This window comes from Glutamicibacter sp. X7, assembly GCF_054889245.1.
Genome location: NZ_CM142678.1, coordinates 3,262,160 through 3,286,809, shown reverse-complemented (window position 1 = coordinate 3,286,809; position 24,650 = coordinate 3,262,160). Strand labels below are relative to the sequence as shown.

24 protein-coding genes are annotated in these 24,650 nt (G+C 65.1%); 18 read left to right on the top strand and 6 right to left on the bottom strand.

Features of this window, described 5'->3' with window-relative positions; translation table 11 throughout:
• Positions 1-68: 68 nt before the first annotated feature.
• The gene (locus ACYU0X_RS15635) at positions 69-632 is read right to left on the bottom strand and encodes a TetR/AcrR family transcriptional regulator (RefSeq protein ID WP_461901638.1); all 564 of its coding nucleotides are present in this window, start codon (positions 630-632) and stop codon (positions 69-71) included.
• 211 nt (positions 633-843) lie between these two features.
• Between ACYU0X_RS15635 and ACYU0X_RS15630 the strand changes: the two genes are divergently transcribed.
• Together ACYU0X_RS15630 and ACYU0X_RS15625 are read left to right on the top strand one after the other, a co-directional pair.
• On the top strand, positions 844-2,850 hold the full coding sequence (locus ACYU0X_RS15630) for an amidase (protein WP_461901637.1): 2,007 nt from the start codon (positions 844-846) through the stop codon (positions 2,848-2,850).
• Between the two features lie 175 nt (positions 2,851-3,025).
• Positions 3,026-3,802 (top strand): CPBP family intramembrane glutamic endopeptidase, encoded by a 777-nt coding sequence (locus ACYU0X_RS15625; RefSeq protein ID WP_418907675.1) that lies wholly within the window; start codon positions 3,026-3,028, stop codon positions 3,800-3,802.
• A gap of 4 nt (positions 3,803-3,806) precedes the next feature.
• Here ACYU0X_RS15625 and ACYU0X_RS15620 read toward each other — a convergent pair whose 3' ends face one another.
• On the bottom strand, positions 3,807-4,358 hold the full coding sequence (locus ACYU0X_RS15620; protein WP_461901636.1) for a TetR/AcrR family transcriptional regulator: 552 nt from the start codon (positions 4,356-4,358) through the stop codon (positions 3,807-3,809).
• An 81-nt stretch (positions 4,359-4,439) separates the two neighbouring features.
• Between ACYU0X_RS15620 and ACYU0X_RS15615 the strand changes: the two genes are divergently transcribed.
• From ACYU0X_RS15615 to ACYU0X_RS15600, 4 genes are read left to right on the top strand one after another with little or no spacing between them, the layout of a single operon-like run.
• A complete protein-coding gene (locus tag ACYU0X_RS15615; protein WP_461901635.1) occupies positions 4,440-5,498 on the top strand; it encodes a DUF2867 domain-containing protein in 1,059 nt (352 codons plus the stop codon).
• Between the two features lie 40 nt (positions 5,499-5,538).
• The gene (locus ACYU0X_RS15610) at positions 5,539-6,705 is read left to right on the top strand and encodes a sensor histidine kinase (RefSeq protein WP_461901634.1); all 1,167 of its coding nucleotides are present in this window, start codon (positions 5,539-5,541) and stop codon (positions 6,703-6,705) included.
• Positions 6,702-7,382, top strand: coding sequence for a response regulator (locus ACYU0X_RS15605; protein WP_461901633.1), 681 nt, complete (start codon positions 6,702-6,704; stop codon positions 7,380-7,382). Before ACYU0X_RS15610 ends, ACYU0X_RS15605 begins: the two co-directional genes overlap by 4 nt.
• A gap of 58 nt (positions 7,383-7,440) precedes the next feature.
• Positions 7,441-8,559, top strand: coding sequence for a hypothetical protein (locus ACYU0X_RS15600; protein ID WP_461901632.1), 1,119 nt, complete (start codon positions 7,441-7,443; stop codon positions 8,557-8,559).
• Here the strand turns inward: ACYU0X_RS15600 and ACYU0X_RS15595 are convergent.
• Both ACYU0X_RS15595 and chrA read right to left on the bottom strand, forming a co-directional pair.
• Positions 8,556-9,389, bottom strand: a complete 834-nt coding sequence (locus ACYU0X_RS15595) for an MBL fold metallo-hydrolase (protein WP_461901631.1) — start codon at positions 9,387-9,389, stop codon at positions 8,556-8,558. The genes ACYU0X_RS15600 and ACYU0X_RS15595 overlap by 4 nt on opposite strands.
• Positions 9,390-9,419: 30 nt before the next feature.
• Complete coding sequence (chrA, locus tag ACYU0X_RS15590; RefSeq protein ID WP_418907668.1) at positions 9,420-10,622, bottom strand: chromate efflux transporter; 1,203 nt, start codon at positions 10,620-10,622, stop codon at positions 9,420-9,422.
• A gap of 45 nt (positions 10,623-10,667) precedes the next feature.
• Here chrA and ACYU0X_RS15585 point away from each other — a divergent pair, with 45 nt between their 5' ends.
• A complete protein-coding gene (locus ACYU0X_RS15585) occupies positions 10,668-12,008 on the top strand; it encodes an MATE family efflux transporter (RefSeq protein WP_461901630.1) in 1,341 nt (446 codons plus the stop codon).
• A gap of 79 nt (positions 12,009-12,087) precedes the next feature.
• Positions 12,088-13,743, top strand: a complete 1,656-nt coding sequence (locus ACYU0X_RS15580; RefSeq protein WP_461901629.1) for an HNH endonuclease signature motif containing protein — start codon at positions 12,088-12,090, stop codon at positions 13,741-13,743.
• A gap of 39 nt (positions 13,744-13,782) precedes the next feature.
• On the opposite strand, the gene ACYU0X_RS15575 is transcribed toward ACYU0X_RS15580, so the two are convergent.
• Positions 13,783-14,130 carry a nuclear transport factor 2 family protein gene (locus tag ACYU0X_RS15575; protein WP_461901628.1) on the bottom strand — a complete coding sequence of 116 codons (348 nt, stop codon included), beginning with the start codon at positions 14,128-14,130 and terminating at the stop codon, positions 13,783-13,785.
• An 85-nt stretch (positions 14,131-14,215) separates the two neighbouring features.
• Here ACYU0X_RS15575 and ACYU0X_RS15570 point away from each other — a divergent pair, with 85 nt between their 5' ends.
• From ACYU0X_RS15570 to ACYU0X_RS15530, 9 genes are all read left to right on the top strand, one after another.
• Positions 14,216-14,800, top strand: coding sequence for a DUF308 domain-containing protein (locus ACYU0X_RS15570; protein WP_461901627.1), 585 nt, complete (start codon positions 14,216-14,218; stop codon positions 14,798-14,800).
• A gap of 39 nt (positions 14,801-14,839) precedes the next feature.
• Positions 14,840-15,136 (top strand): hypothetical protein, encoded by a 297-nt coding sequence (locus tag ACYU0X_RS15565; RefSeq protein WP_418907663.1) that lies wholly within the window; start codon positions 14,840-14,842, stop codon positions 15,134-15,136.
• A gap of 221 nt (positions 15,137-15,357) precedes the next feature.
• Entirely contained in the window at positions 15,358-17,196 is a 1,839-nt protein-coding gene (locus tag ACYU0X_RS15560; protein ID WP_461901626.1) for an ABC transporter permease, read from the top strand.
• Between the two features lie 48 nt (positions 17,197-17,244).
• Entirely contained in the window at positions 17,245-18,414 is a 1,170-nt protein-coding gene (locus ACYU0X_RS15555) for an ABC transporter substrate-binding protein (protein WP_461901625.1), read from the top strand.
• A 51-nt stretch (positions 18,415-18,465) separates the two neighbouring features.
• On the top strand, positions 18,466-19,554 hold the full coding sequence (locus ACYU0X_RS15550) for an ABC transporter ATP-binding protein (protein WP_461901624.1): 1,089 nt from the start codon (positions 18,466-18,468) through the stop codon (positions 19,552-19,554).
• Positions 19,551-20,327 (top strand): HAD family hydrolase, encoded by a 777-nt coding sequence (locus tag ACYU0X_RS15545; RefSeq protein ID WP_461901623.1) that lies wholly within the window; start codon positions 19,551-19,553, stop codon positions 20,325-20,327. Before ACYU0X_RS15550 ends, ACYU0X_RS15545 begins: the two co-directional genes overlap by 4 nt.
• Positions 20,314-21,186 (top strand): inositol monophosphatase family protein, encoded by an 873-nt coding sequence (locus ACYU0X_RS15540; RefSeq protein ID WP_461901622.1) that lies wholly within the window; start codon positions 20,314-20,316, stop codon positions 21,184-21,186. Before ACYU0X_RS15545 ends, ACYU0X_RS15540 begins: the two co-directional genes overlap by 14 nt.
• Before the next feature lie 4 nt (positions 21,187-21,190).
• Positions 21,191-22,189: a LacI family DNA-binding transcriptional regulator gene (locus ACYU0X_RS15535; protein WP_461901621.1), complete on the top strand. Its 999-nt coding sequence runs from the start codon at positions 21,191-21,193 to the stop codon at positions 22,187-22,189.
• 44 nt (positions 22,190-22,233) lie between these two features.
• Entirely contained in the window at positions 22,234-23,664 is a 1,431-nt protein-coding gene (locus tag ACYU0X_RS15530) for a histidine-type phosphatase (RefSeq protein WP_461901620.1), read from the top strand.
• On the opposite strand, the gene ACYU0X_RS15525 is transcribed toward ACYU0X_RS15530, so the two are convergent.
• Entirely contained in the window at positions 23,661-24,122 is a 462-nt protein-coding gene (locus tag ACYU0X_RS15525; protein WP_461901619.1) for an Lrp/AsnC family transcriptional regulator, read from the bottom strand. The two genes, ACYU0X_RS15530 and ACYU0X_RS15525, sit on opposite strands and share 4 nt — an antisense overlap.
• 93 nt (positions 24,123-24,215) lie before the next feature.
• On the opposite strand from ACYU0X_RS15525, the gene ACYU0X_RS15520 reads away from it, so the two are divergent.
• Positions 24,216-24,644: a rhodanese-like domain-containing protein gene (locus tag ACYU0X_RS15520; protein ID WP_461901618.1), complete on the top strand. Its 429-nt coding sequence runs from the start codon at positions 24,216-24,218 to the stop codon at positions 24,642-24,644.
• The last annotated feature ends 6 nt before the right edge of the window (positions 24,645-24,650 follow it).

The following is a 24,650-nucleotide window of genomic DNA, read 5'->3' as shown; positions in this document are numbered from 1 at the left end:
CCAGTGGTGCCCGGCGTGTACACCTGATTGGGCGCCGGTGAAATTCCCGTGAACGAGACCGCGTGCTGCTAGGTCGACAGCAGGGCCGAGATGCCGGATTCCAAGGCCTCGCGTGCCTCGGCGGCACTGATCTGCCCACTGAGCCACCGTCCGGAAAGCCCTTCGACGAGGGCGGTCAGCAGTAGCGCGCTACGTTCGGCCACGGTCGGATCGGTGACACCGTGCCCGGTGACTAGGTCTCGGATCACGCCCTGCCAGGCGCTGGTGGAGTTGGCCAGATGCCCGGCCAACGTCTGCTCAAATACGGCGATAGCCCGGATCTCGTTCCACACGATGGAGTTCCCTCGCACTTCGGGATCTTCGTCGATTTCGGCCAGCAGGCGACGCGTGATTTCGGCCGCGGCCTGTTCCCCGGTCGCTTCCTGTCCCTGCCGTGAGGCCAGCGAGGTGGCGTTGACATATTCCAGTGTGGCGGCCAGCAGGCCGTCACGATCTTCAAAGTGGTAATACAGCAGCCCCGAGGATACGCCGGCTCGTTTGGCGACGTCGGTGACGCGCAGGCCGCGCACCCCGTGCTCGGCAATGCAGGCCGCACAGGCGGCCAAAATGCGTTCCGGGTTTCCGGCGGCCATATTCCACTCCAATTTTTCGTTCGCGACTACAGGAAACAACCCTAGCGAGGCTGTCTGCCAGCGGGAAAGTTCTGACCTCGTCGACAACTTTTTTCGCTGCCAGACTATGCTTAACTGAAAATCCAGTCAATAATGGATGTGAGCACTCCACCGGTCGCAGCCACACCGCTCGCGGGACCGGATAAAGACAGATTCGAAGGATCACGAACACATGGCAACACCGTTCAACCTCATCGAGGCCGGAATCGACGAGATCACCCAGGCGCTCGAGACCGGAGCCGCCACCTCGGTGGAACTAGTCAGCGCCTACCTGGCCCGCATCGGACGCTACGACCGCTCCGGCATTCGCTTCAACGCCGTGCCCGTGCTGAACCCCGAACTCTTCGCCGAAGCCGCCGCCGCCGATGAGCGACGAGCCGCCGGAAACGCCCGCGAACTCGAAGGCGTGCCCTTCACCGTCAAGGACAGCTACATGGCCCGCGGCCTCACCGTGGCCAGCGGCTCGCCGGCCTTCAAGGACCTCGAATCACAGTTCGATGCCTTCAGCGTGGGGCAGTTGCGCCAAGCCGGCGGCGTGCTCGTCGGCAAGACCAATATGCCGCCAATGGCCGATGGCGGCATGCAGCGCGGCGTCTACGGACGCGCCGAAAGCCCGTACAACACCAACTTCCTGCCCGCCGCCTTTGCCTCCGGTTCCTCCAACGGCTCCGGGGTTTCCACTGCCGCGAATATGAGCGCCTTCGGCATGGGCGAAGAAACCGTCTCCTCGGGACGTAGCCCGGCCTCAAATAACTCGCTGTGCGCCTACACCCCTTCGCGTGGCGTGATTTCCATTCGCGGTAACTGGCCGCTGTTCCCCACCCGCGACGTGGTCGTACCGCACACGCGCACCATGGCGGACATGCTGCGCGTGCTCGACGTGCTGGTGGCCGAGGACGAGATCACCACCGGCGACTTCTGGCGCGACCAAAAGGCCGTGGAACTTCCTCCGCTGAGCGAGGTGCGTCCGGCCAGCTACCGCGCCCTCGGCGACGGCCAGGCACTGCAGGGCAAGCGTTTTGGTGCCCCGAAAATGTACTTGGGCAAGGATGAGAACTTCCCCATCGAGGTACGCCCCAGCGTGCTCAAGCTCTGGGAGCAGGCCAAGGCCAAGCTCGAAGAACTCGGCGCCGAGGTGATCGAGGTGGATCTGCCGGTCGTGGAGAAGTACGAGGGTGCCATCCCGGGCGGAGAAAGCCTGGCCGCGCTCGGCACCCTGCCCGAGGGTTGGATGGACCGCGAGTTCAACGAATTGCTCGCCTACGGCTGGGATGCCTTCCTGCGTGCCAATAACGACCCGAAGCTCAACCGGCTGGCCGACGTGGACCACCTGCAGATCTTCCCGGCGCCGGCCGGTTCGCTACCCGACCGCTACGAAGAGGTCGAGGACTATGAGAACCGCTACCGCGATATGGTGGCGCTGGCCGGGCAGGGGCGCGCCATCGCCTCCGAGCTGCCGGGCTTCTCCGAGGCCCTCCATGCCCTAGAAGCCATGCGGAAGGAATACTTCGAGGACTGGCTGGCCGAGTTGAAGCTCGACGGCATCGTCTTCCCGGCCAATGCCGACGTGGCCCCCGCCGACGCGGACGTGAACCCGCAGTCCGCGGATAAGGCTTGGGCCAATGGCGTGTTCTTCTCCAATGGCAACTACGTGCTGCGCCACTTCGGTATCCCTTCGATCACGGTACCCATGGGCATCATGGAGGACATCGACATGCCGGTGGGCCTGACCATCGCCGGTGCGGCCTATGACGATAGCAACCTGCTCGCCTACGGCTACGCCTTTGACGCGGCCGCGCGGCTGCGTGGCGTCCCGGCTCTGGCCCCTGCCTTGCCCACCGACACGCTGCCCTTGCTTGAGCGTTCGGCCCAGGGCCCGGCGCCGGAGATCACCATCGAGGAGCTGCGCATTCACGAGCCGGCGTACAACGAGGGCGCCCGCCTGGTCACCGTGACCGGCACCGTGCAGCAGGCCGAGGGCGTTCAGGTGCAGCTGACCATCAACGGGGAGCAGACCCCCACCACCCGCGACGGGGATCGCTGGGAGGCCAGCGCCATTATCGGACCAGAAATTGTGCCGGCCGAGGTTGCCAGTAACCCGGTGATCAGCCAGGTGTTGGCCGTGGCTCATGTGGTCAACGCCTCCGGCCGTGCGGCAGGTGCATTCGCCGAGGCATAGCCCTTGCGCTGTCGGCTTGGGCGGAAGGAGGGGACGGTACCGTCCCCTCCTCGCAATCCTGAGTTCGCGCGCTCCGGCGACATCGGGCGCGATACCGCTTGCCGTGTGCATCCGGATCGGGCCTATCCGGTGTCCAATCGGCCCACTCACAGACGTGCTGGGTAGGGTAGGGATTATGCAGCAATCGCAGTTTGGGCCTCCGGCATATTTCCCTCCGCGGCGACGTCAAAGGGTGTTCGATGCTGGACGGTTCCACCGTGGAGACTTTTTCACGGTGCTCGCGTACCTACTCCTGTTCGTTGGCGGGGGAGCGGCCCTGCTCACCCTCGTGCCGGGCTATATGGAGGCCTTCCCGAGCGACCAGGCGGCGCTGTTCGGGGTGAACCTCATCCTGTACTCGGGGTTCTTCATCTTGGCAATGATCCAGTGCGGGCAGCAGTTCTTCGAGTCCTTCGCGACCATGCGCTATCTGCCCTGGGTGAAATGGCTCATGCTACCGGCGGGTTGGTTCGCCACCATCATCGTTTCCGCGGCGGTGGCCATGCTCGCCGGCGGTCCTGAAATCAGCGAGAATCAACAGGCGCTGCAGTCCATGACGAGTGTGGTGCCCTTCCCGGTGATGTTTGCGGTGACCGCGCTCTTTGGGCCCTTCGTAGAGGAATACCTCTTCCGTCACCTGCTCATCGGCAAACTCTCGCGTCGGGTCAATGTGTGGATCTGCGCGGTCATATCCACGGTGCTCTTCGCGTCGATCCATTTCGTGGGCTCGGGGCAACTGACCAACATCGTGCAGGTGTTGCCCTACCTATTCCTCGGGGTGCTGATGTCGCTGGCCTACATCCTTTCCGGCAAGTCGCTGGCCTATGCCTACATGATGCACGTGGTCAATAACGGGATCGCGCTGACGGTGAGCTACACGCTTGCACCGATGTTGCCGGGCCTGGGCGTTTAGGAAGTTACCTGTCGAGGGTGCGTTGCATGGTGAGATTCTTTATCTCGTCATGAGTTCGCCCGGCGCAGTCGTAGCGCATGAGGTACCCAGCCATCCACACGGCAAGGACCGTCGCGGCGCGGGTCAGTGCCTCTTCCTCGTCTCCAGTCACTTCGAGAAAGAGCTCACGCAGGTAGTCCATGCGGGCGGCATCGACCTGAGCGAGACGGCGTGCAACGGCGGGGTCGCGTCTTCCCCATTCTCGGACCGCTAGCTCGAGTCCGGTTCGGTCGGCGCGTGCGTCGACACTCTGATGTAGGGCGGCAAGCCGAGCGGTGGCATCGCCAGCGGCGGCTTCTACCTCGGTGATCACCGCGTTCGCGGCCTCATGTTGCCACGTTGCGAGCATCTCGTCGAGCAATTGGTCGCGTCCCGAAAAGTATCCATAGAACCCGCCCTTGCTGACCCCAAGAGTGCTGGCGATCGATTCCACGCGTACAGCGCCCGGACCACCGCGCTCAAGCGCGTTAAGACCCGCGCGAATCCATTCATCTCTCGGGGTACGTGCATTGGCCATGCTCAATCTCCTTAAATCTATACGCCTGCGTATAGAAGCGCTAGACTCCTTTTATACGTATCCGTATAGATGGAGGCTACCATGGCTCGCCTACGCAATTCCGTGCACTACAACCACCCGTGGCGGATCCACCAGATCGCCGACGGGTTTGTACTCGAAGACCTATGGTCGATCCACACTCCGGGGGCCGGGCCGGAAGACTTTCCCGCGCTCCTTGAGGCCATCCGTGAGGCCGGGGCTCCGGGGAACTCGTCGCCGGTCGTACGTGCGCTATTCGCGCTACGCTGGCGGCTGGGCGCGATATTTGGGTGGGACAGGGACGAATATGCGCCGGGTGCCGCAGCCCCGTCGCTCACAGAGAAACTACCCGAGGACCTCTGTGGAACCGTCGAGGAAGAACCTGTGGAAGTCTTCCGCCCGCTATATCGCTTGCCCAATGAATACGCCAGCGAAATCGCCAACGCCACCACCCACGCGGTTATGCACCTTGGCTGGGTGCAGGGTGCTCAGGGCTGGGAACTACGCTTGGCCGTGCTCGTACGCCCGCGCAACTGGTTCGGTCGGGCCTATCTCGCGGCCATCCTTCCCTTCCGGCGACTCCTGGTCTATCCGTCGCTGACGCGGCAGTGGAAACGGGCCTGGCTCTCGCGTCTGACCGCGGAACACGGTCGTGTCGAAGGAACTCGTGGCGAGGCCGTCACATCCGAGATTCGCGCCCTGGGCGCGCCGGAGGTTGATGCTGTTGACTGCGTCTCGATCCGCACGGAGGTGCGAGCCAGTGCCGAAGAGTGGGCACAGATTCTGCTGCACGATGCTGCCGGTGCGTCGGGTCAATGGATCTGGCGCAAGGTACTGCGCCTACCCCTGGCCGAGTTGGGTGCCTCCGAGACCATCGCCGGCTGGCCGATCGAATCCCGCGGGGATGGATGGGTGCGACTGGCGTCGTCGTCCCGCTCCTTGACGGGACAGCTCGTGATCTGCGCCGTAGGGGACCGTCTCAGCCTAGCTACCTTTGTCCACTACCGGCGGCCGGCAGGACGAATGCTTTGGCGCATCCTACTGCCGGTGCATCTCAACGCGACGAGCGTCATGATGCGCGAGGCTCCCGCTTTGATGAAGGCCTCAGGGATCACCCGTTAGGGGGAGGTGCCCGCCCGATCCCGCGTGGCAGGATGAAGCCGTGAGCCCAACCTCTGCCGAGACCCGCGCGCCGCTCGTGGCGGCCATGCTGATCTGCGCCATCGGCCTGCCGCTGAGCATCGCCGCGCTGCTTCAGCTCGCCGAGCCCGCCGGCTGGGACGGGGTTGTGCCGTGGATCGGCGCGCTGGCGGTGGCACTGCATTTGGCGGGGTTCCTCTGTGTCTGGTTCCCGCGCGCGGGGTTCGGTCTCGGCGCCCTGCTGATGCTCGCCCTGGCGCTCGCCGGGGATCTGGGCAGTTCGAGCGCCGCGCTGCTGCCCTCGGCGGTCACCTTCCTGTTGCTGCAATGGCAGCTAGCCACAACCCAACCGCGGCCTACGGCGCTGACCGGTTTGGGCGTGGGCCTGCTCGGGGCGCTGCTGATCACCGCGGTGGACGCTATCAGCTATGAACAAAGAGACCTGATGCTGCTGGCCTTCGAAGCCACCGCGTTGGCGGCGGTGGTCGGTGCCGCCTGGTTCTGGGGCCGTTCAGCTCGGCGCCGCCGCGCGGCCGTACTTAGCGCACAACAGGCCCAAATACGCCAGGCGATCGCCGCCGAACGCACCCGTATCTCTCGGGACCTACATGACGTGGTCTCGCATTCGCTCACCGTGATGATCGCGCAGTCCGAGGCGGCCCGGGTGCTCACCGGCGATCAAGAGACCGCTCAGGCGCTTGGCCGGGTGGCGCAGACCGGGCGTTCGGCGCTGCAAGGACTGCGCGGGATGCTCCGGGTACTCGAGGAAGACCCGGAAGCGCCTCCCGCCGGGACGCAACCGGTGCCGGGTTTAGGCGCGCTGGCCGACTTGGTGGCCGCCGCCAGCTCACCGGAGCATCGACTGAGCTTCCGGCAGACCGGCCAGGTTCGAGAACTGGCCCCCGAGGCAGAACTGGCCCTTTACCGCGCCGCCCAGGAAGCGCTGACCAACGCCGTCCGCCACCTGCGGCCTCCACTCAGTGTGCGGGTGGAATTGGCGTGGGCCGCTAAGGAAGTGCGGCTGACCGTCACCGACGACGGAGGCGCCGGGCCCAGGGAAGATCCGGGCGCGGGTACCGGCCTGTTGGCCATGACCGAACGCGTCCGTCAAGCCGGTGGTCATCTCGAGGTGCAGCGCGGGAACGGATGGAGCATCCGCGTCACCCTGCCGGCGGGGGCGGGCAGATGATTCGCGTCCTGCTCGCCGATGACCAGGAGTTGCTCCGTGACGCGCTGGGCACCGTGCTCGGTGCCGACCCGAGGTTGCAGATCGTCGGATCGGTGGCCGATGGGGCCGAGGCCGTGGACTTCGTGCGTGCCCACGCGGTCGACGTCGTCCTGATGGATGTGCGCATGCCGCAAATGGACGGGATCCGCGCCACCCAGGCGGTGCGCACCCTGCGCCCGGAGACCCGTGTGCTGGTGCTGACCACCTTCGACGTCGACGAGTACGTCTTCGGCGCCATCCGGGCCGGAGCCAGCGGATTTCTCACCAAGGACGCCCATCCGGCGGAACTGGCCGAGGCGATTGTGCAGGTGGCGGCGGGGGACGCCGCGGTATCTCCGCGGGCCACGGCACTGCTCTTGAAATATGCCCGCCATCGCATACCTTCCGACGGCGAGCAGGCCCTTGCGCCGCTGAGCCCGCGCGAACGCGAGGTGGCGTTGCTCCTGGCTCGCGGCGCCTCCAACGAGGCCATCGGCCGCTCCCTCTACCTCACCGGCAACACAGTTAAAACCCACGTGAAGTCGATTCTGGCCAAGCTGGGGCTCGCCGATCGCATTCAGGTGGTGATCTGGGCCTACGAGCACGGCGTCATCGAACCCGGGGGAGCGCAGGCCGCGCCAACTCACCCGCACGGGTGAGCCGGTCCCGCCCCGCCGGGCGAAGCGCACACACCCTCCGCCGAGCGAGGCTTGAACCATGAACACTCAAGCATCCAACCGCACATTACCGACCACCCACGATCGCTACCCCGAGAACGGCCCACTGGGCTGGGCCAGCATCATTCTCTCCGCCGTGGCGCTAGCCTTTGGCCTCCTCTGGCTGCTGATTCCCGCAGCCGGACCCTTCGCCGCCGGCACCACCCCACTGGAACAACTGCTCGGCACCGGCCAGGGCGCCAGCATCGCCGCGGCCGCACTGTTGGCCGCGGCCGGTGCGCTGAGCCTGACCACGGGGTTGCTGCCCGCCACGCGGCCCGACTGGCTCGGCCGAACCCTCCCGCCGCTGGCCGCCGTGGCCGCCGCGCTCGTCGCCTTCGGTCTCATCGGTTTCGACGGAATCGTCATCGCCGGATATACGCTCGCACTGTCCTTGCCGCTGGGCCTGCTGGCACTGATTCTGCTCCTGGCCCGACGCCGCCCCTGGCTGGCACTGGCCGTGTCGCTACCAGCGTTAGGGGTCCTGGTACTGGCGCTCACCGGCCACTTTCCGCTCGGCGTACTCTACGCAAAGTTTGCCACCAGCGTGCTCGACGAGCCGGTGCGCTACGCCACCGCCCTTGGGCTGATCGTCTTCGCCGGACTCGGGATGGTGCGCGGGGCCAGCGCCTCCGCCGTCGCCTTCGGCGGGCTCGGGGCATCCGTGCAGCGCCACCGGGTGACGCTCACCGTGCTCGCCGCGCTCTGCCCACTGCCCTATGTCCTCGCCCGCATCTCGTGGCTGACCCCATGGCCGCTCTTCGGCGGTGATGCGCAGAAGTTCGCCGACGACCCGAGCATGTTCGCCACCGGGCTGATGCTCGGCGCAGCGATGCTGCTCGGGGCGCTGCTCACCATCGGGCTGGTACGGCCCTGGGGCACCCGCTTCCCGCACTGGGTCCCGGGCATCGGCGGGCAACCGGTGCCTACCCGGCTGGCGGTGATCCCGGCGCTGACGGTGGCGGTGCTCTTCACCGCCGGCGGGGCGCAAGAACTCGTGCTCATTGCCGCCGGGCAGCTGCACTGGGCCAGCGCCCTGATGCTGCCGTTCTGGGCCTGGGGCCCGCTGCTGGCCCTCGCCACCTGGGGTTATGCGCGCTACCGCGCCGCCGAAGGCTAGGTCAGGTGGTCGTTGGCGCCCTCGGCCCAACGCGCGTAACGCTCGGCGGAAAATCCGATGATCCGCCGAGCGTTCCGCGGCAGCACCCCGGTGAAGTTGTTATACAGCCGATCAAAGTCCCACTGCGTGACCTGCGCGGCGATCCGGCGCACCACCGGACCGGAGAGCGGAATGCGGTTCGGGTAGCTGCGCAGGAAGGTCACATTGCCATCGGCCACCGGGAAAATCGCATCCCCGGCCAACAGCACGCCACGGCCCTCGGCCCCATCGGCCCACAGCGCCACGGTGCTGCCCGGGAAATGCCCGCCGACGATCTCCAGACGCAGCCCGGGTAACGGCTCGAAGCCCGCGTCGAAGTGCCGGATCGCGGCGAATTCGAACTGCACCCAGTGCGCATCGACTGCGGCCACATACACCGGGGCGTCGTCGAAGGCGGCACTGTAGGCGCTTTGCACCCCATACATATGCGGGTGGCTGGCCACGATCGCCGCCACACCTCCGAGCTCGCGCAGCCGCGCCACGCACTTGTCATCGAGCACCGGCGGCACATCGAAGAGCAGGTTCCCGCCCTCGGTACACACCAGCTTGGCGCGCTGCCCAATCCCCACCGCCGGTTCCACGTCCAGGGCGTAGAGCCGCGGCTCGATCCCGGTGATCCGCACCCGGTGACCGGCGTCGAGCAACTGCCCAGCGGTCACCCAGCGCTGCACCCCGTCGGGCACATACTGGCGCTCATCGGCGCAAATCGGGCACAACTGCGGCAACTGGTGAGCCGGATCGAATTCGGTGGCACAGGTGGCGCACTGCCAGCGTTGCAAAGTGGCGTCCATGGGCCCCAGTGTAATCCCGTGAGGCGGAGCCTAGAAGAAGAACTGGCCAAGCACCGCCGCGCCCAGCACCACCAGCCACGGCGCAAGCTTCAACCGGTGCAGCCCGACAAAGGCGGCCACCGCCAGGGCCAGCGTGCCGGCCGAGGTCACCCCGGCGGTAAAGACCGGATCGTAGAGCGCGGCACCCAAAATACCGACGACGGCCGCATTCACCCCAATCAGCGCCCGCCGAGCCGGAGCCCAGGTGCGCAGCCGCTGCCAGAAGGGCAAGGCCCCGGCCACCAGTAGCGCCCCGGGCAGGAACATGGCCAGCACCGCCAACCCGGCCCCGGCCAGCGGCGCCAACGAATCCTGGCTCAGCGCCCCGAGGTAGCTCGAGAAGGTAAACAGCGGCCCGGGCACCGCCTGCGCGGCACCATAACCGGCCAAAAACAGGTCGTGATCGATCAGCCCGGTGGGCACCAGCTGGGCCTCGAGCAGCGGCAGCACCACGTGCCCGCCACCGAAGACCAGCGCCCCGGCCCGGTAGAAAATCTCCGAGAGCACCAGCGCATCATTGCCGGTGAGCGCCGCCAGCACCGGCAACCCGAGCAGCAGCACCGCGAAAAGCACCAGGGCGCTCACGGCCACGGCCATCGGCAACACCGGTCGGCGGCTGGCGTTTCTCGACCCTGCCTCGCCCGGTGTCGAGCGCCGCAGCAGCAACAGTCCGGCCAGCGCGCCCAGCAGAATCGCCAAGAGCTGGCTGAAGGCCCCGGGCACCAGCAACACCAACGCGAAGGCGGCGGCCGCCAACACCGCCGGGATCTTCTCCGCGGCCAAGTTCTTAGCCATCGCCAGCACCGCCTGAGCAACCACCGCCACCGCGGCGGCCTTCAACCCGGTCAGCCAGCCACTGCCCAGGGTCTGCCCGAGGAACACCGCGCTGCCCGCGAACAGCAGCATCAGGATCGCCGAAGGCAAGGTGAAGGCGGTAAAGGCCGCGAGCATCCCGCGCCAACCGGCCCGCTGCAAACCCAGCGCCATGCCCACCTGGCTTGAGGCCGGCCCCGGCAGGAACTGGCACAGGGCCACGGTGTCGGCGTACTCGTCCTCGCTCAGCCACTTGCGTCGGGCGACGAAGGCCTCCCGGAAATAGGCCAAGTGGGCGACGGGGCCGCCGAAGGCGGTCAGCCCGAGACGGAGAAAGGCGGTGAACACTTCGCCGGCGCTGCCCGGTGGGTGAGTTCGCATGACTCAATTATTGCCCGGCGCAGCGCTGAATCTAAGCTGGAAACCGTGAATGACGCGAAAACTTCCCACCCCTCCCGGTCGCTGGCCCGGCGCATCCTGGCCCTGGCGGTGCCCGCCTTCGGCGCGCTGATCGCCGAGCCGCTCTTCCTGCTGGCCGACACGGCCATCGTCGGACATCTTGGGGTCGCCGAACTGGCCGGGGCCGCGCTGGGAAGCACCATCATTCAAACCGCCGTCGGACTGATGGTGTTTCTGGCCTACTCCACCACCCCCGCGGTGGCGCGCGCCATCGGCGCCGGAAATATGCCCCGGGCCATGGCGGCCGGGCGCGACGGCATGTGGTTCGCGGTGGCCCTGGGCGTGCTGCTCAGCATCGCCGGGCTCCTCGGGGCGCGCCCGCTGGTGCGCGCCATGGGCGGCAGCGGCCCGACTTTGGACTTCGCGGTGGACTACATTCACTACTCGCTGCCCGGGCTGACCGCCATGCTGCTGGTGCTGGCGGCCACCGGCGTGCTGCGCGGCATGCAGGACACCAAAACCCCGCTGCTGGTGGCGACCGTGGGCTTCGCGATCAACGCGCTACTGAACCTCGTGCTGGTCTACCCGCTGGGCATGTCGGTGGCCGGCGCGGCGCTGGGTACCTCGATCGCGCAGTGGATGATGGCCGTGGTGTATCTGTGGCTGCTGGTGCCGCGCATTCGCGCCGCCAAGGTCTCCATCCGCCCCACCTATCGCGGTTTCATCGCCACCGGTCAGGTTGGGTCCTGGCTCATGCTGCGCAACCTGACCATGCGCGTGGCGCTCTTGGCCACCGTGGTGGTGGCCACCAATAGCGGCCCGAGCACGCTGGCGGCCCACCAGCTGGTCTTCACCATTTTCTCCTTCCTGGCCTTCGCGCTGGACGCGTTGGCCATCGCCGCCCAGGCGCTGATCGGCAAGGAATTGGGCGCCGGTGACGCCCCCGCGGTGCGCACGCTCACCGGTGTGATGAGCCGCTGGGGGCTCTACTTCGGCGTGCTGACCGGGCTGTTCCTCTTCGCGCTGTCCTGGGTTTTCCCGAAACTGTTGACCTCCGACGCGCAGGTGCAGGCGCTGGCCACTCCGGGACTCTGGGTGCTCGCGGTGGCTCAACCGCTTTGCGGACTGGTTTTCGTGCTCGACGGCGTGCTCATCGGCGCCGGCGACGCGAAGTATCTGGGCCTAGTGGGCGTGCTGAATATGGTGGTGTACCTACCCATGCTGTGGGCGGTGCAGGTATTTGCGCAGAGCCCCGCGACGGCGATCTTGTGGATCTGGATTGCCTTCGCCCTCGGCTATATGGCCGCGCGCGGCCTGACCCTCTCGGTGCGTGCCCGCGGCACCGCCTGGATGCGGCTGGGGGAGTAGCCCGGGGCTCCCGCGCCTGCCTATCCACAGTTCGCAAGCCCGCAGAGCACCGCGGCCGCGTCGCGTCGAGACTGGGCCTATGCAGATCACCGACCTGGCCCGGTCCCTGAACGACGAGGCCACCGCTAACCTCGACCCGCAGCAGCGTGCGGCCAGGCATCTGCACGCCCTGAAGCAGATCACCGACTATCTGCACGAACTCCCCCGTCTGCTAGCCCAGAACACCGACCCGCGCGTGGCCGCATTGGCGGCACTGCAGATCGAGCAGCTGGAGCACGAGGTGGTGCGGAACCAGATTCACGCAGCCCACAGGGTGGAAGCCACCGCTGCTCACGCCCTACCAGTGGCCACCCTCGACCAACTCAAATCCGCCTCAGCCACAACACCGGCCGCAGCGGACGCGCCCAACGCTAAGGAGCCCGATCTGGAGCGTATGCTCGATGGCCCCTGCACACTGGTCCCCGGGCGTCCCACGTACCAGAACGCCACCAGCTTCCTCGCCGCCTGGCTGCGCATCGAGTACTTCGGCGCAAAAGCCCGGGTCGAAGATGCCCACCGGCTCATCGCTCGACCGGCCAGCGCAGAGCTCCCCGAGCAGCCGCGATTCATCCGGCTCGCCGAACAGTTCACGAGCACGCCCGACCCCCATGGGGTGTTGGCCGCGGCGCGCCGCCTGGAGAAAGTGTCCGACGACAGCGAGTCCGCCGACCTAGAAGAACAGACCGCCACCCTGCTCGGCGAAGAAGACCCACGCACGCGCGCCGATGGGTTATCGAAATTCTTCCGTCGCGCCACCGACACCCAGAAAGCGACCGACCCGCTGGCCGGCACCGGGCTTTTTCGCAAGGGCACCAAGAACGGCATCACGACATACATCTTTAAGGCCGCAGGGGAAGACAGCGAGTTACTGGAATCGCTGATCGCCAACGTGGACCACCCCAAAACACAGGCTCACGCCTCAGCGGTCGACTCCGCAAAAGCCGGAGTCGGCCCAACTGGCAGGGCGGGACAAGACGAGCTGCCCCATCCAGACTTCCTCACCGATGAAGAAGCAGTCTCCGCCTGCGCCGTCGACCTGGGCGCGCCGGAACCCACCGTTGCGCAACGTCGTCTGGCCGGACTGACCAATGCCTTGCGCTCGCAGATCACTGGAACCAGCGCCGGGATCGCCGCGACGGGCTCCGGAAAACCGAAGGGCCTGTTTCGGCCCACCGTGATTGTGCATATGCCACTACGCGAGATGCTGGCCCTCGCTGACCGGCACGGACTGGAGCTACCTGAGGCAGCCGGGGCCGGGAGACTACCCACCGTCGGTGGAATTACCGCTCATGGCCTAGCGATCGATCCCGGTACGCTCCGCCGGACGCTGTGCGAGGCGAACATCATCCCCATGGTGCTGGGCGGATCCAGCGAGATCCTGGATGTGGGACGCTCCCAACGCTACTTCCCGACCGCGATGAAACGGGCCATCTTGGCCAGGGACCGTGGATGCATTGTCCCGGGGTGTACGGTCCCGCCCGAACATTGCGAGGTCGATCATATTCAAGAATGGGTCAACGGCGGGCCGACCAGTGTGCTGAACGGGGCCAGCATCCATCCGGGACATCACACCGACCGGCATGCCGGTCTATTTGAAATCGTGGTGAAGGACGGATTGCCCTGGGTGCGATATCCAAAGCACGTGGATCCCGAGCAACGGTTGTGGCGCAATACGATCAACTTCGAACCCAAGTAGCTACCGTGCTTGCGGCCCCGCGGCACCAGTCTGCCTGGTTTAAGCGTCGGCCGACCCCTCGCGATAGATCTTGGCCCGGCTGATGCGTTCGTGCTCAATATCGAAGACGGCGATCAGCGCGGCACGACGGGCGGAACCCTGATGTTGCCACGTTTCGGTGAGCTCCGCGGCCACCACCTGTCCGCCATCGATCACTCTGCGGATCTCGAGGTGCGGCAAGATCGCACGCATCGCCTCGTCGAAGAATTCCCGCAACCCGCCGGCAGGGACGCTGTAATCCCCGGTGACCCAGGAGGCGTCGTCGGTGAAATCTGCCAGCAATGCGTCGAGGTCACGGGCATTGAATGCGTTAACGTGGCGTGCGATCAGCTGTTCCGCGAAGGTCATAGCCACATTCTTCCGTTTCTGCCGGCGTGCGCAAGCCCATGCTCCGTGAGTTAGTCCTTTGTTCTATGCCCGGTAGAATAGATGCGTGCCTGCCGACAAAACCACCCCAGTTCAAGCTTCAGAGGTTTTCCGCCCCGTCTTCCTGCGTGGACTAAGCGCGCTCATTTACGCGCTGGCCTCGATTTTCTGGATCAACGCCGACACCCAGGTGCTCGCCTATGCAACCGGTGCCCTCCTTGTGGTGACCGGAGTCTTCATGTGGCAGTACGCCTCGGTGCCCTCGGCACCCGAAAAGTCCCGCGGTCTCTACGCGCTGGGATCCGGGCTCATGCTCATCGCCGGTATTGTCACGCTGTTCATGGGCACCCCGGCCATGGTTGGATTCATGGCGGCCTTCGGGTTCCTCGTGGCAGGCATCAGCGAGATCCTCATCTTCGCCAAGTACCGGGCACTGTTTCCGCCATACCGCAACCAGCTGGTCAGCGGAGCGGTGTCGATTGCACTGGCTGCGGCCTTGGCGGTTGGCGGATCGCTCGATGCGCACGGCATGTTCGGGCTGGTCGGTGGTGGCGCGATCATCTTCGCGGTCTTCGTGCTTATCGCAGCCTTCGGCCATCGTCACGAGGCCCGCAAGGAACAAACCGACCCCGGTACGCCGGAAAGCAACTAGACTTCAGCTGACCAAAGAAAGATAGAAACGGAGTTTCCGGTGGGAAATAACGGACAGAAGAAACAACCGTGGAGCCAGTCCATTAAGGGCCCACTGAGTTTCTCACTGGTGATGGCGCTCATCGCCGGAATCGTCGGGATGATTACTTCCACGGGCGGTTCGGAGAACCCGATTCGTTACGACATCGGTCTGTTGTGCTTTGGCATCGCCTTTGTCGCCTGCCTGCTGGTCATCTCCGTGTTGACGATGGCTTCCAAGGAAAATGACGAGTCGCTGGGCAAGGGCTCGGGCGTTAACCGCTCCTCGGCCAACCCGCAGAAGAAGTTCGAGGACTAAAGGCCCTTCTGGCCCTAGATTTGTAGGCCGCCGCGGCGCACCACATGATGTGGAGTGCCGCGGCGGCTTTTTTCGTGCCTCGACATGGGAACGTTCCACTTGATGACTCGAACCGTTCACTTTACTGCCATCTGAACGTTGCTCACGCCACATAGCCTCAAACAGGTGCCGCGGGGAAACCTCCTCGTCGGCCCGTAATCACCGGTTATGTGGAGGGATGTATGGCACTCATTACCCCAAAAAGGGAACGTTCCACACGCCAAGTGCGTCCACAAACCCAGGGGCTGGCGTACCGCACGAAGGTGAATTTCCGGCACCCGGCCACGCTCATCGGCATCCTGCTGATCCTGCTTTTCGGGTACCTCATCGTGGCTCCGGTGATCTCGTTGCTACTGGGCGCCGTGCAGGTCGGCTTCGGCGACGAGGCAAAGGCCGGAGCCGGAGCGGGCGAGTTGACCAGCTACTACCTGGGGCGAGTCTTTAGCTCCCCGGTCTCCGGGATCATTTTTTACACGCCGCTACGCAACACCCTGCTTATTTCGCTGTGCTCCATCGTGCTGGCCCTGATGATCGGGGTGCCGGTGGCTTGGCTGCTGGCTCGTACCGACCTGCCGGCTCGGCGCTGGTTCTCCAGTGCGTTGATCGTGCCCTATATGCTGCCGGCCTGGACCTTCGCGCTGGCCTGGACGACGATCTTCAAAAACCGCAGCAGCGCAGGGCAACTGGGCTGGCTCGAATCCTTAGGATGGGAGCCTCCGAACTGGCTGGCCTATGGGCCGTTGCCCATTATCGTGATCTTCTGTTTGCACTTCACTCCCTTCGTGATCCTGCTGGTCACCAACGCCATGAGGAACCTTCCCTCGGAGCTGGATGAGGCGGCCAAAATGGCTGGAGCCACCGCCGCGGAACGCTGGTGGCGCATCACTCTGCCGTTGCTGCGCCCGGCGTTGCTCTCCGCCGCGACCCTGATGTTCGCCAAGGCCGTCGGAGAATTCGGCGTGGCCTACGTACTGGGGTTGCCGGCCGGCTTCCAGGTCCTCTCCACAACCCTGCACCAAAGCATTTCTACCCAGCAGTCTGGGGTGGCCGCGGTGATCGCAGCGGTCATGGTGGTGCTCGGCGGGATCTCGCTCCTGATCGACATTCGCTTCCTGCGCGAGGCCAAGCGTTTCATGACCGTCTCGGGTAAGAGCCTCGCGGCGCGTGTGGTGCCGCTGGCACGCTTCAAGGTTCTCGCCTTCACCCTGGTGGCGGCGTTGTTCACGATCTCCGTGGTACTGCCCCTGGGCGTATTGGTGCTGTCCACGGTGATGCGGGTGCCTGGCCATTTCGCCCCGTCGAACTTCACCTTGGATTACTGGATCGGCCACAACCTTCCCACCGTGGGATTCAACCGGGGCGTGCTGGTTTCGCCAGAGACATGGCACGCGGCCTGGAACACCCTGTGGATGGTTGGACTGGCCGCGATCTGCACGGGCTTGCTGGGGCTACTTGTCGGATACGTTGTGGTGCGCTCCCCGCTTCGGCAGTTGGGCACCGCCCTGCGCGTTATCACCTTCATGCCCTACCTCGTGCCGGGTCTAGCCTTCGCGGTGGCCTACCTCTCGCTCTTCGCCGTACCGCGCGGCCCCATCCCCGCACTCTATGGCACCGCCACCATCCTGATCCTGATCATGATCGCCGATGAAATGCCCTTTGCCTCACGGGCCGGGGTTTCGGCGATGATGCAGCTGGGGCAGGAGGCCGAGGAAGCGGCGCAAAGCCTCGGGGCGCGCTTTACCCGACGGATGCGCACGGTGATCATTCCGATGCTGCGCGGCTCGGTAGCCAGCGCCACCTTGCTGCCCTTCGTCTCGGGGGTGCAAGGTCTGAGCCTCGTCATCATTCTGGCCACCCCGGGCACCCAGCTTATGACCACGCTGTCCATGACGTTGATCGACTTCGGTTACACCCACGCCGCGAACGCCGTGGTGGTGCTGATTTGCGCCATTGCCCTCTTCGGCACCTGGGCGACCCAACGACTATTCCGTAGCAACCTGGCCGATGGGCTAGGCGGCTAAACCTCAACAACACCATCGCAACACCATCGCACCAAGGAGCAGAACGCCATGACCATCATCCGCACGGGCCGTATGGCCACCCTCGCTACCCTCGCCATCGGAGCGCTGCTGTTTACCGGATGCGCCGGGGGCAATCCCGCGTCCAGCGCAAACCCTGGACCCGTCGCGGTCACCGAATCCGCCGAGGACTTCAACCTCGACGAACTCATCGCCGCCGCTAAATCCGAGGGCCCCATCACCATCTACGACAGCACCTCGAAGGTGGAGGAGATGGCGGCGGCCTTCACCAAGACGTACGGTATCGAGGCCACCGGAGTGAAGGCCGATGCCGCGGAAACCATCGAGAAGGTCACTCGGGAAGCACAGGCGGGCAACGTCGTGGGCGATGTGGTGGCGATATCCGATCTTCCGGCGCTGAAAAACCAGCTTTTGCCCAACAACTTCGTGACCAGCTGGGTACCTGGCGACCTTGCCGAGCATATCGACCCGTCGATGCGTGAGCCGTTGGTGATGATCACCGACCCGAGCTTCTGGACCTATAACACCGAGGCGTTTCAGAGCTGCCCGGCCGATAATATCTGGGACCTGACCACCGAGGAGTTCCGCGGCAAGGTGGCCTTCCAAGACCCGGTGGGGGACAACGGCGCCTTGGACTGGTACAGCCAGATGGCGAGCTTCGGCGAGGACGCCCTGCGCGAGGCCTACCAGCAGGCCTTTGGCGAAGAACTGAAGACCGATAAGGATTCCGCTGCGGCCGAGTGGGTGGCCCGTATGGCAGCCAACCAGCCGATTCTGACCAAGTCCAGCGAAGAGTCCTCCGAGGCCGTGGGAGCCACCGGTCAGCAGAACCCGCCGATGGCCCTGATGTCCAGCGCCAAGTACCGAAATATTGAGGAAAAGGGCTACGCCCTCGGTGTCTGCGAAGGCATGGTTCCGTGGGTGGGCAAGGCATCCCCGAAGGGGCTGACCATCGCCTCGGGGACCAAGAGCCCGAACGCCGCCAAACTCTACGTGCACTTCGCGCTGACCGCCGAGGGCATCGCCCCGCAGATCGCCGACGGCAAGATCTCGGCGAACTCCAGCATCACCCAGCCCGAGGACCCGGCCCATGTCGGCAAGCACCTCGAGCAGATTTTCCAGTTCAACAATGCGGGCCTGGAAACAGACTGGGCCTCGCGCGAGGCGTGGCAGGACCTCTGGCGCACCTCGGCCAAATAGCCAACTCGGCCGGTGAATCGGCCCCGCCCTCTCAGAATGGAGGATCGCGCCATGGCGCAGATAACGCTCAGCGCGCTGAGTAAAACCTACCCCGGTAGCCGCACTCCCAGTGTGCAGGGGCTGGACCTAGAGATCGAACCAGGTGAATTCCTGTGCCTGCTCGGACCTTCGGGCTGCGGTAAATCCACCACGCTGCGCATGATCGCCGGGCTGGAAAATCCCAGCTCGGGACGGATTGTGATCGGGGACCGGGTGGTGGACGACGTATCTAGCGGGCGCTGCATCCCCGCAGAGCAACGCGGCCTGGGCTTGGTGTTCCAGAACTACGCGCTCTGGCCGCACTTGAGTGTGCGCGAGAACGTCGGCTTTGCCCCGCGTGTGCAAAAACTGCCGAAGGCCGAACGCGAGCTGCGCGTGCAACAGGCGCTTGATACCTTGGCCATCGCGGAGCTGGCCGACAGGTACCCGTCGGCGCTGTCGGGCGGGCAACAACAGCGCGTGGCCATCGCTCGTACGCTGGCAGCACGTCCCGAAGTGTTGCTGTTGGATGAGCCGCTCTCCAATCTCGACGCACGGCTTCGCTTGGAGATGCGCGCCGAGTTCCAACGCCTGCACCGTCAGACGGGTAACACCATGCTCTTCGTGACCCACGACCAATTCGAGGCGATGACCCTAGCCACCCGCATCGTGGTGATGAATCAGGGCCAAATCCAGCAGGTCGGCACGCCAATGGAGATCTACAACGCCCCGGCCAACCGGTTCGTTGCCGAATTTATGGGCAACCCGCCGATCAACATCTTTGAGCGCGGCCAGAACGCGCAGGCCGACGCTTGGCTCGAACATATCGACCCGCACGTGGCCACGTTGGGGATCCGCCCAGAAGACCTGCAGCTGACCAGCGACGTGCATCGCCCGGGCAGCGGGGAGCTCACCCTTGACCTGCGTGTCAGCGCGCTTCTGCCCACCGGCGGGTCGTGGATCGTCGAACTGAACGACGGGGCACGTCGGTACTTCGCCACCACTCAGCGTTGTCCGCAGGTGGTTCAGGGGCAACTGGTGCCGGTTCATGTGGCACCGCAGGCGGTGCACCTTTTCACTGGCTCGGGTGTGCGTCACGAACGAATGGAGGTTGCGGCATGAGGCAGAACCTAGACCTGCCCGGAGGCCTGTTGCTGGACTTTGGCGGAGTCATCGTGAACTCCGAAAAACCCATTGGGTGGCAGCAGACGGTCACCGAGGCCGTATTGAGCCTGGTGGGAGAGGGGCCGATGGTCCCGCGCGAACGCCTGCTGGCGGACATCACCGCCGGTGCGGTGGCCGCGGGCCTGTGGCGCAACGCCATGTCACGTCCGCGCTACCCGAGAGAACTGGATCAGGAAAGCTACGTGATGGACTTCATCGCGGCAGACTGGCCCGACGAAGCGCGGGCCACCATCGCCCAATATATCCCGGCGCTGTGCTACCTGATTAGCTCCACCAAGGAACTGCGCACCCTGCGCGACGGCATCGAGGAGTTACTGGCATGGTGCCAGCGGATTGGCTTGCCCGTCGCGATCGTCTCCAACGCCATGTGCGGGCAGGTGCACCGCGACTATCTCGCGGAGCAGGGGCTCAGCCACTACTTCGTCGCCGAGCTGTATTCGGATGAATGTGGCCTCCGCAAACCCAACCCCGACTTCCTGCACCTCGGCGCCCAGGCGCTGAACCTTGATATCGCCGACTGCTGGTACGTGGGTGACCACTTGGACCGTGACGTGCTGTGCGGCACCCGTGCGGGGATCGGCGCCAGCGTGCTCATGCCTTCGCCGGGCAGCGCCGCCCGCCCGTATGACGTGCCGGTCAGCGCCGACCTAGTACTGGGCACCCCACGAGACCTGTTGAACGAAATGAGGAAAATTCATGTCCCTGCCTGAGACCCAGAGCCACTCGACGGTCACCAGCCACGACGCCGAGACCTTGCGCGTGGTCGCCGAGGATGCCGCCCGGCTGGCCGGCGACTACCTGCGCACCGTGTTCCGCTCGGAGATGGAGATCGACTACAAGCGCGACCGCCACGACCTGGTCACCGCGCACGATCGGGCCGCCGAGGAACTAATCGTTCCCTTCCTGCTGGAGCGCGACCCGAGCTGGCGCATCGTCGGTGAGGAAGGCGGCACCCGTGGCGGCGACGGCCCCGTGACCTGGTATGTGGACCCGATCGACGGCACGTCGAACTTCGCCCAAGGACTGGCCTTCTTCTGCGTGTCCATCGGGGCGGAGGTCGACGGGGAACTGCGCGCCGGAGTCATCTACGATCCGATGGCCGACCGCATGTTCAGCGCCGATGACTGGCACGCGTATCTGGATGGCAGCGTACTGCGCACCGCCCCCGCGCAGCCGGCCGATGCGGCCACCATGATCACCGGGTACCCCACCGCCCGCGACCTCGCCGTGGAAGGATCCGCGGCACTGGAAGATGCCGGCACCTTGATCGAGGCGTTCTCCTCGCTTCGTCGCACCGGATCCGGGGCGTTGACCCTGGCCCACGTGGCGGCCGGCTGGGTGGACTGCGCCTTTGGCGGCTCGGTCAACCCCTGGGATGTGGCCGCCGGCGCCTTGATCGTGCGACGCGCCGGGGGCAGTTACCGTCCGGTCTGGTTGGATGCCCCGCAGGCTCAGCGCCCGGACCATCTGGCACCGGCCTTCGTGGCGGCGGGACCCGGCGCGCACTATCCGGCGTTGGAGAGCTTCGTCGAGCGGGTCTCGCGCCGCCGCGCGGGAACCGGGGACTAGCCTCATGTCGCTGCAGCTTGCCAGCGGCCGTCGCCCCACCATCATCGATGTGGCCGAACGCGCCGGAGTTTCTAAGTCACTGGCTTCACGCGCACTGCGTGGGGATCCGGGCGTCAGCGAGGCAAGCCGTCTGCTGGTTCTGGACGCCGCAGAAGACCTAGGGTATCGACCAAACTCGGCTGCGCGCTCATTGGTTCGCGGGGTCTCGGGTCTGATCGGGGTGGTTCTGAACCAGCTGGGAAACCAACACCACACCGGAATCGTGGACGGTGTGGAGGCCCGCGCCAGGGAGCTGAACGCCAGCGTGCTTATCGGCCACGGGGGCCACTCCGAGGCGGAGCTGCGGCGGCAGATCGACACGATGATCGAGCTACGCGTGGATGGCTTGGTGATCGTCTCGTCCTGGGTGCCCAGAGAGGTGCTGGAGAAAGCCGGTGCGGAGGTCCCGACCGTGGTGGTCACCCAGATTGCCGATCCGCCGCCGGTAATCGACACCATCGCCAGCGATGATGTCCTCGGCGCCCGACTGGCGGTGGAACACCTAGTTGCTAGCGGGCGAAGCCGTATCGGGTACCTGTCCCGCTCTCTGAGCGCCACCAGTCAGGCGCGTGTTCAGGGCGTGCAGTTGGCTCTGGCCGACGCGAACTTGCCCAGTTGCCTGATCCAGATCGCCTCGGGCGAGCAGATCGACCTGCAGCGACTACTCGATGAACAGGACCTCGACGCGCTGCTGTGCAATAACGACCTGACGGCGGCCGAGGTCATCCGCCTGGCGCATCAGCAATCCATCCCCGTACCGGATCGCCTGTCGGTCATCGGCTACGACAACACGCAATTGACCGAGTTGCTTTACCCCAGCCTCACGAGCATCGATCAGCCGCAAGTGCAGATGGGACGACGCGCGGTGGACGCCCTCGTCGAACGCGGCGAGGGACGCACCGAGCCACTGCGCGAGTTCAACACCCCGACCCTCGTCGCTCGCGCCTCGACCACAGACCTGTAACACACCCGCAGGAACCATCACCAACACTCCAAGGAGCATCATTCATGAAGGACACCACCTCACGGATCACCTCGCTGGCACTGGTTGGCACCATGCTGGCGTTAACCGGGTGCAGCACCACCGGCTTCGCGGCTGAAACCCCGCAAACCCAGAGTTCCAGCCAATCCCAGCTACCGGATGCCGCGCGCCTAGCCCTAGGCACCAAGGCGACCTATCAGGCCCCGGCGGAGGACATCGAATACTCCGAGGCACCCGACGAGTTTGAGCCGGTATTGCTCGAACATGTGGCCCGCCACGGCTCACGTTTGCTCTCGAGCAAGAAATACGACGATCTGATCACACAGCTCTGGGAAATGGCCAAGTCAGAGAACGGTCTCACCGAGACCGGTCAGCGGCTCGGACCGGTGGTCGCAGAGATCACCGCCGTGCACGAACAGGTCGGCTACGGAAACCTCAGTGTCCTGGGCCAACGAGAGCACCGAGATATGGCCGAGCGTGCCTATGAGCGCATGGAGGACCTCTTCGAGGAGGCCGAAGACGACGAACTACCGATCAACGTGGCGACCTCCGGAGTGGACCGCGCGGTGGATAGCGCACAAAACTTTGTGCAGGGGCTGACCGGGCAGGACGACGACCTAGCGGAGGTGATCGGCGAACCGGTGGCGAAGCCCGACGTGCTCTACTTCCACGACACCGACGAAGCCTATAACGACTTCGTGGACAACGACCCGCTACTGGCTGAAACTCTCGACAAGGTCGAGGCCGACCCGGAAATTCAGCAGGTGGCTCGCCGGGTGGTCGGTCGACTATTTACCGAAGAGTTCATCGCCAAGCTCGATAGCGGCGCGATCGATCTGGTCGATCGGGGCAAGGGAAAGAAGCACCTGCAAAGCGTCGTCGATGCGGCTATGTACCTGTATGAGCTGTACGTTATCGCTCCGGGGATGGCCGATGAGCATCCCATCGACTTTAGCCAGTTCCTCACCAACGACGACGCCTTGGTGCTCTCGCGCGTCTCCGAAGCCGAGGACTTCTACGAGAAGGGCCCAAGTTTCGCCGGCAGCGACGTGACCTACCGGATGGCCGATGTGTTGCTCTCCGATATGCTCGACGCGGTCACCGGGGTGCGTACCGGTGAAACTACCCAAGCCGCGGACTTCCGCTTCGCCCACGCGGAGGAGATCATTCCGCTGGCCGCGCTGCTGCAGTTGCCTGGCAGCACCACCGCCCAGCCGGCCGATAGCCTATTCAGCTACGAAAACAATGACTGGCGCGGGGCGCAGGTCGCACCGATGGGCTCGAACATTCAGTGGGATGTCTACGCCAACGACGATCACGAGGTGCTCGTGCGGATGCTCTACAACGAGCGCGAAATCCCGTTCGGATTCGACTGCGAACCGATCGAAGAGGGCAGCTTCTTCTACGCGGACACCGAACTGCGTCGTTGCTTGGGCGACCTAGTGAAGCAGGACTAGGCGCGCGGTGCTAAGGCGCGGGAAGCTAGCGGCGAGGAATACACCACCGAGGTCCGCACGCTTCCCAAGGACCCCACCCGGCCGCTGAGTTGTTCCAGATGCCTCATGTCACCGGCGATAACCTTCATGATGAAGCAGTCGTCGCCGGTGACATGGTGGGCCTCGATGATTTCGGGCATCTGGCCGATGAGTTCATGAAGCGGCGCGTAGTTGCTACTCGGGTAGCGCAGATGAATAAACGCCATGATGCTGTACCCCAGGCGTTCTGGATCGCAGTGTGCCGCGTAGCCGCTAATCACCGCGCTTTCTTCGAGACGGCGCAGGCGTTCGGTGGTGGCGCTGTGGCTCATATTCAGGCTCCGCGACAGCTCGGCGACGCTTTGCCGCCCGTTGTGCTGGATGCGTTCGAGCAGTGCGGCATCTACGGAATCGAGGGTGATTGGAAGTTTCGCGGTCACCCTCGAATTTTCCCACGACTTTCATTGCACAACGCGGAAAAGTCAGGGATTCTCATATTCAATGCGCGAGCTTCCCTTCATACTGTTGGTGGCATGCAGACTCAACAACAAGCCATCGCTCACTTCTCCGCCAAACTCGCCTACGAAACGGACGTCGCCGATGTGCATGCGGCACTCGAGGCGAATGAGGATTTCGTACTCGTCGACACGCGTAGCGACGCGGCGTGGGAACAGGGGCATATTCCCGGCGCGGTGCACCTGCCGACCGCGCAGATTCCGCGGCGCGCGCATGAACTGATCCCCGCCGGAACCGCGGTGGTCACCTATTGCTGGTCACCCGGTTGCAACGGTGCAACTCGTGCCGCGCTCGCCTTCGCGCAGGCCGGGTATCGGGTAAAGGAAATGCTCGGCGGCATCGAATATTGGATCCGTGAAGGATTCGACGTGGCTACGGAGCAGGGGCTGCGCTCAGAGGCTGTCGACGCCCGGGTTGCCCCGCGCGGCGCCGCCTGTGGCTGCTAAGGCGTG